The sequence below is a fragment of the Cellulomonas algicola genome, from assembly GCF_003851725.1.
GTDB classification, from domain to species: Bacteria; Actinomycetota; Actinomycetes; order Actinomycetales; family Cellulomonadaceae; genus Cellulomonas; species Cellulomonas algicola.
This window is the reverse complement of the sequence record NZ_BHYL01000248.1, coordinates 1-6,904: the sequence shown is the minus strand read 5'-3', so window position 1 is coordinate 6,904 and position 6,904 is coordinate 1. Positions and strand designations below refer to the sequence as shown.

Annotated in this window: 5 protein-coding genes; 4 read left to right on the top strand and 1 reads right to left on the bottom strand. The window is 72.1% G+C overall.

The features are described 5' to 3' along the window. Window positions 1-189: 189 nt before the first annotated feature. A complete protein-coding gene (locus CTKZ_RS15195) occupies window positions 190-1,197 on the bottom strand; it encodes a LacI family DNA-binding transcriptional regulator (protein WP_371852376.1) in 1,008 nt (335 codons plus the stop codon). A 119-nt stretch (window positions 1,198-1,316) separates the two neighbouring features. Between CTKZ_RS15195 and CTKZ_RS15190 the strand changes: the two genes are divergently transcribed. From CTKZ_RS15190 to CTKZ_RS15175, 4 genes are all read left to right on the top strand, one after another. Then, window positions 1,317-2,615, top strand: a complete 1,299-nt coding sequence (locus CTKZ_RS15190; RefSeq protein ID WP_124343730.1) for an extracellular solute-binding protein — start codon at window positions 1,317-1,319, stop codon at window positions 2,613-2,615. A 29-nt stretch (window positions 2,616-2,644) separates the two neighbouring features. Further along, entirely contained in the window at window positions 2,645-3,658 is a 1,014-nt protein-coding gene (locus CTKZ_RS15185; RefSeq protein ID WP_124343732.1) for a carbohydrate ABC transporter permease, read from the top strand. Continuing rightward, a complete protein-coding gene (locus tag CTKZ_RS15180) occupies window positions 3,655-4,551 on the top strand; it encodes a carbohydrate ABC transporter permease (RefSeq protein WP_124343729.1) in 897 nt (298 codons plus the stop codon). The genes CTKZ_RS15185 and CTKZ_RS15180 overlap by 4 nt, the downstream gene beginning before the upstream one ends. A gap of 74 nt (window positions 4,552-4,625) precedes the next feature. After that, window positions 4,626-6,904 (top strand): beta-xylosidase/alpha-l-arabinosidase (locus tag CTKZ_RS15175; protein WP_443090080.1); only part of this gene is annotated, 2,279 nt, incomplete at its 3' end.

Below are 6,904 nucleotides of genomic sequence, written 5' to 3'. Positions count from 1 at the left end.
GTCGCGGCGCGCGCGTGCGCTGAGGGCGCGTCGCGCGGGCACGGCCACGCCGAGGGCGGCATGGCCGCGCCGACGGCGGCACGGGCACGCCGACGGCAGCACGACAGGGCCGTCGGCGACGCGACCGGGACGACCGCCACGCCACGACGCCCACCCGCTCGGGTGCGGCCGGACGGGGGAACGCGAGGATCAGCGGTCGCGCGGGGGAGCGGTCGACGCGCGCTCGACGAGCTCGGTGGGCAGCCGGACGTGCACGCCGCGCTCGCGGCCGTCGATGAGGTCGACGAGCAGCCGGAGCGCCTCGGCGCCCATCTGCTGCAGCGGCTGGCTGATGGTCGTGAGCGGGGGCGTCGCGAGCGCGGACTCGGGCACGTTGTCGAACCCGATGACCGACAGGTCCTCGGGGACGCGCAGGCCGAGCGAGCGCGCGACCTCGACGACGCGGATCGCGGAGAGGTCGTTCGCGGCGAACACGGCGCTCGGCGGCTCGGGCCGCGCGAGCAGCTCGTTCGCGGGCTGGTCCGCGGTCTCGGGACGGTAGCCGCCGACCCGGACGAGGTCCTCGTCGACGGGGACGCCCGCGGCGGCCATGGCGTGCCGGAAGCCGTCCTCGCGCAGGCGGGCGGACTCGAGGTCGGGGCGGCCGCCGAGGAAGGCGACACGTGTGTGCCCGAGCCCGAGCAGGTGCTCGGTCGCGAGGACCGCGCCGGCGAACGAGTCGGCGTCGACGGTCGGCAGGCCGGACGGTCCGGTGTGGGGGTCGACCGCGACGACGGGCACGCCCGGGTGCGCCTCGACGACCGTCGGGGTGACGATCACGGCACCGTCGATGAGCGTGCCGGCCAGCCGCGACAGGTAGCGCCGCTCCCACCCGACGCTGCCGCCGGCGCCGCCGCCGGAGTAGGCGAGCAGCTCGTAGCCGGTGGCCCCGACCGCGGCCGACGCGCCCTTGAGCAGCTCGGTCGAGTACGGCTCGAACTCCGCGACGAGGATGCCCAGGACGTTGGTGCGGTGGCTGCGCAGCGAGCGCGCGCCGAGCGATGCCTCGTACCCGAGCTCCTCGATGACCTCCTGCACGCGCGAGAGCGTCGCGGCGGCGACGCCGTAGCGGCCGTTGACGACCTTGGAGACGGTGGCGACGGAGACGCCGGCGGTACGGGCGACGTCGGCCATCTTCACGCGAGGTGCGGGGTCCACGTGGGTGATCGTAGAGCATCGATTCGATAACGTTATCGACATCGATTGACATCACCCGTGGCGGGCTGCATATGCTCCTCGCCGTCCCTCCCCTTCAGTGACGACGAGGAGCTTCAACGATGAACCGGACCCGCGTCCTCCGCGGCGTGGCCGTCGCCGCAGGTCTCGCCCTGCTCGGTGCCTGTGGCACCGGTGGCGGCGGCGACGACGACAGCACCAACGCCGACGGCTCGACCGAGATCACCTGGTGGCACAACTCCAACACCGGTGACGGCAAGGACTACTACGACCAGGTCGCCAAGGACTTCGAGGCGGCCAACCCCGGCGTGACCGTCAAGGTCAGCGCCATGCAGCACGAGGACATGCTCACCAAGCTCGACGCGGCCTTCCAGGCCGGCGACGCCCCCGACATCTACATGGAGCGTGGTGGCGGCGAGCTCGCCGACCACGTCGAGGCGGGCCTCACCAAGGACATCTCCGAGGCCGCGTCCGCGGAGATCGACAAGATCGGCGGCTCCGTCGCCGGCTGGCAGGTCGACGGCAAGACCTACGCCCTGCCGTTCTCGGTCGGCGTCGTCGGCTTCTGGTACAACAAGGCGCTCTTCGAGCAGGCCGGCATCACCGAGGCCCCTGTCACGCAGGAGGACTTCAACGCGGCCGTCGACAAGCTCAAGGCCGCGGGCATCGAGCCCGTCTCCGTCGGTGCCGGCGACAAGTGGCCCGCCGCGCACTACTGGTACTACTACGCCCTGCGCGAGTGCTCGCAGGACGTCCTGTCCGACGCGGTGACCAGCCTCGACTTCTCCGACGCGTGCTTCCTCAACGCGGGCGCGGACCTCGAGGACCTCATCAAGACCGAGCCGTTCAACGCGGGCTTCCTCTCCACGCCGGCGCAGTCCGGCCCGACCTCTGCCTCCGGCCTGCTGGCGACGGGCAAGGTCGCGATGGAGCTGGCCGGCCACTGGGAGCCCGGCGTCATGCAGGGCCTCACCGAGGACGGCAAGGGCCTGGGCGAGAACACCGGCTGGTTCGCGTTCCCCGAGGTCCAGGGTGGCCAGGGCGAGCCGACCGCCGCGCTCGGTGGCGGTGACGCGTGGGCCGTGTCGCAGGACGCGCCCGACGCCGCGGTCGACTTCGTCAAGTACCTGCTGTCCGACGAGGTCCAGAAGGGCTTCGCCGAGCTCGACATGGGTCTGCCGACCAACCCGACCGCCTCGCAGTACGTGTCGGACCCGGCGCTCGCCGGCCTCCTGCAGGTCCGCGACGCGGCCCCGTACGTGCAGCTCTACTTCGACACCGCGTTCGGCGCCTCCGTCGGCGGTGCGATGAACGACGCCATCGCCCTCATGTTCGCCGGGCAGGCGACCCCGCAGGACATCGTCGACGCCACGCAGGCGGCGGCTGACGCGGAGAAGTGATCCACGTGGCAGACGGAGCGACCGCCCGCATGGGCGCCCCCGCCTCCTCTGCGACGACTCCCGCGGTGACCCCGGTCGCCGGTCGTGCTTCGGCACGGCCGGCGGCCGGCGGCCCCGAGGACCGTCGCTGGGGTGGCAAGACCCTTCGCCGGAACCTGGAGATCGCGTTCTTCGTGACTCCGGCCCTGCTGCTGTTCCTGGGCTTCGTGGTGTGGCCGATCATCAAGGCCGCCCAGATGTCGGTGTACCGGTGGAAGGGCTTCGGCCCCATGGTCGACTTCGTCGGCCTGAAGAACTACGTCAGCGTGCTCCAGAACGAGGTGTTCACCGACGCGCTGGTGCACAACCTGATCATCGTCGTGGCGTCGATCGCCATCCAGCTCCCGCTGGGCCTCGGCATCGCGCTGCTGCTCAACCGCAAGATGAAGGGCCAGGGCACCCTGCGCACCATCATCTTCGTGCCGTACGTGCTGGCGGAGGTCATCGCCGCCGTCGTGTGGTTCCAGCTCCTGCAGCCGAAGTACGGCGTCATCGACACGATGCTCGCGGCGGTCGGCCTGTCCGGTCCCGCGCAGGGCTTCCTCGGCGACCCGGACGTCGCGCTGTTCACCGTGATCGTCGTGCTGACCTGGAAGTACCTGGGCCTCGCGATCATCCTGTTCCTCGCCGGCCTGCAGGGCGTGCCGGACGAGCTCTACGAGGCGGCGCAGCTGGACGGCGCCGGATGGTGGGACATCCAGCGCCGGATCACGATCCCGCTGCTCGGCCCGACCCTGCGCACCTGGGCGTTCCTGTCGATGATCGGCTCGCTGCAGCTCTTCGACATGGTGTGGATCCTCACCGGCGGTGGCCCGGCCAACTCCACGACCACCATGGCGACGTTCCTCGTCACCGAGGGCACCAAGCGCCAGAACTACGGCATCGCCGCCGCGGCGTCCGTGATCCTCTTCGTGGTCGCCCTCGTCGCCGCCCTCCTCTACCAGTACTTCATCCTCCGGCGTGACACGCTCGGGGACGCCCCGCGGAAGAAGGCGAAGGCATGAGCGTCGCACCGATGGTCCGGCCGCAGGCCGCCGTCTACCAGCCCGAGGGCAAGCAGCGGGCCAGGACCGGCAACGCCCTCCAGGGCGGCAACCCGCTGGTGTGGGCGATCGCGCTCGTCGTCATGGGCCTCACGCTGGGACCCGTGCTCTACGGGGTCCTCGGCGGCTTCCGCACCAACGCGCAGCTCGCCGAGAACCCGGCCGCGCTGCCCGACCCGTGGGTGTTCAGCAACTACGCCAAGGTGCTGACCAACTCGAGCTTCTGGACGTACGCGTTCAACTCGACGGTCATCGCCGTCCTCACCACCGCGATCGTCGTCGTGTTCGGGATCATGGCCGCGTACCCGCTGGCCCGGTACCAGTTCAAGGGCCGCGAGGCGCTGTTCACGGTGTTCGTGCTGGGGCTGCTCTTCCCGACGACCGTCGCGATCATCCCGCTGTTCATCATGATCACGCGTGACCTGCAGCTCGGGAACACCTGGTGGGGCGTCGCGCTCCCGCAGGCCGCGTTCGCGCTGCCGGTGACGATCGTCATCCTGCGGCCGTTCCTCATGGCGCTGCCCAAGGAGCTCGAGGAGGCCGCCCTCATCGACGGCGCGTCCCGGCTGGGCGTGTTCTGGCGGATCCTGCTGCCGCTGTCGGCGCCCGGGATGGTCACGGTCGGCGTGCTCGCGTTCGTCGGCTCGTGGAACGCCTACCTGCTGCCGCTGCTGCTGCTGCAGGGCGACATGCGGACCCTGCCGCTGGGCGTCGCGGACTACTCCTCGGAGTACTCGTCCGACACCGCCGGCGTGTTCGCGTTCACCTCGCTCGCCATGATCCCCGCGCTCGTGTTCTTCCTCGCGATGCAGAAGCGGATCGTCAACGGGCTGCAGGGCGCGGTCAAGGGCTGAGGCCCCGCGCGCCGACGCGCCGGCGGGTCGTGCCCGCCTCCCGAACACACAGCACGTCCAGAAGGAGTGGATCCGTGACGGATCTCCAGGTGTCGCGCCCCGTGGGCGTCGACGAGCGCGTGCAGGACCTGCTCGCGCGCATGACCCTCGAGGAGAAGCTCGCCCAGATCGTCGGCTTCTGGGAGAAGTCCGACGGCGAGGCCGTGGCTCCTCTGCAGGGCGAGTTCACGCGCGAGCAGACCCTCGACGACGCGTCCCGGCACGGGCTCGGGCACCTCACCCGCGTCTACGGCACGCGGCCGGTCGACCCGGCCGCGCGGGCACGGTGGCTCTGGTCGTTCCAGCGCCGCCTCGTCCGCGAGACGCGCCTCGGGATCCCGGCGCTCGTCCACGAGGAGTGCCTCACGGGCCTCTCCGCGTGGCGGGCCGCGACGTTCCCCACGCCGCTCGCATGGGGCGCGTCGTTCGACCCCGAGCTCGTGACCCGCATGGGTGAGGTCATCGGCTCGTCGATGCGGCAGCTCGGCGTGCACCAGGGCCTCGCGCCCGTGCTCGACGTCATCCGCGACCCGCGCTGGGGTCGCGTCGACGAGTGCATCTCCGAGGACCCGTACCTCGTCGGCACGCTCGGCACGTCGTACGTGCGCGGCCTGCAGTCGACGGGCGTGCACGCCACGCTCAAGCACTTCGTGGGCTACTCGGCGTCGCAGTCGGGCCGCAACTTCGGCCCGGTCCACGCGGGTCCGCGGGAGATCGCGGACGTGCTGCTGCCGCCGTTCGAGATGGCGATCCGCGACGGCGAGGTGCGCTCGGTCATGAGCGCGTACGTCGAGATCGACGGCGTCCCGGTCGCGGCCGACCCGACGATCCTCACGGACCTGCTGCGCGGCACGTACGGCTTCGACGGCACGGTCGTCGCCGACTACTTCGGCGTCGCGTTCCTGCACCTGCTGCACGACGTCGCGCCCGACCTGGGCGACGCGGCGGGCCAGGCGCTCGCCGCGGGCGTCGACATCGAGCTCCCGACGGGCGACGCGTACCTCGAGCCGCTCGCGGCCGCGATCCGCGCCGGCACGGTCGACGAGGCGCTCGTCGACCGGGCGGTGACGCGCGCGCTGCGGCAGAAGGCCGAGCTCGGCCTGCTCGACGCGACGTTCGACGACGAGCCCCCGACGGACGTCGAGCTCGACAGCACCGAGCACCGGCAGATCGCCGCGCGGCTCGCGGAGGAGTCGGTCGTCCTGCTGACGAACGACGGCACCCTGCCCCTGCGGCCGGGCCTGCGCGTCGCGGTGATCGGCCCGAACGCGGACCGTCCCGAGGCGATGTTCGGCTGCTACTCGTTCGTCAACCACGTCCTCCCGCACCACCCCGAGGTCGGTGTCGGCATCGACGTGCCGACGCTGCGCCAGGCGCTCGCCGCCGAGCTCACCGGCTCGACGGTCGTGTCGGCGCGCGGGTGCGCGGTCGACGACGACGACCGCAGCGGGTTCGCCGACGCGGTGCGCGTCGCGACCGAGGCGGACGTCGCGGTGCTCGTGGTCGGCGACCACGCGGGCCTGTTCGGGCGCGGCACGGTCGGCGAGGGCTGCGACCGCGACGACCTCGAGCTGCCGGGCGTGCAGCGCGCGCTCGTCGAGGCCGTCCTGGAGACGGGCACGCCCGTCGTCCTGGTCATGCTCACGGGCCGTCCCTACGCGGTCGGCTGGGCCGTCGAGCGCTGCGCCGCGGTGGTGCAGTCGTTCTTCCCGGGCGAGGAGGGCGGTCCGGCGCTGGCCGGCATCCTGTCCGGCCGCGTCAACCCGTCGGGCCGGCTGCCGATCAGCCTCCCGCGGTCGGCGGGCGCGCAGCCGTTCACCTACCTGCACCCGACGCTGGGCGGCGACGGCGACGTCACCAACCTGTCGACCAAGCCGGTCCTGCCGTTCGGGCACGGCCTGTCGTACACGACGTTCACGCACTCCGACCTCACGGTCGAGCCGACGGCGACGACGGACGGCCCGCTCGTCGTGACCGTCCGTGTGACCAACACGGGCGAGCGGGGCGGCGACGACGTCGTCCAGCTCTACGGGCGCGACGTCGTCGCGAGCGTGACGCGTCCGGTCGCGCAGCTGCTCGGGTACCAGCGCGTCCACCTCGAGCGCGGCCAGACGGCCGTCGTCGAGCTGGTCGTGCCGGCCGCGCGGCTCGCGTTCACCGACCGGTCGGGGGAGCGCGTCGTCGAGCCCGGCGATCTCGACCTGTGGGTCGGTCCGTCGTGCGCCGAGCGTGAGACGCAGGCGCGCGTGACGCTCACGGGCGACGTGCATCGGGTCACGCCCGCGGACGGCCGCTGGACGGGGACCGTCGTCCG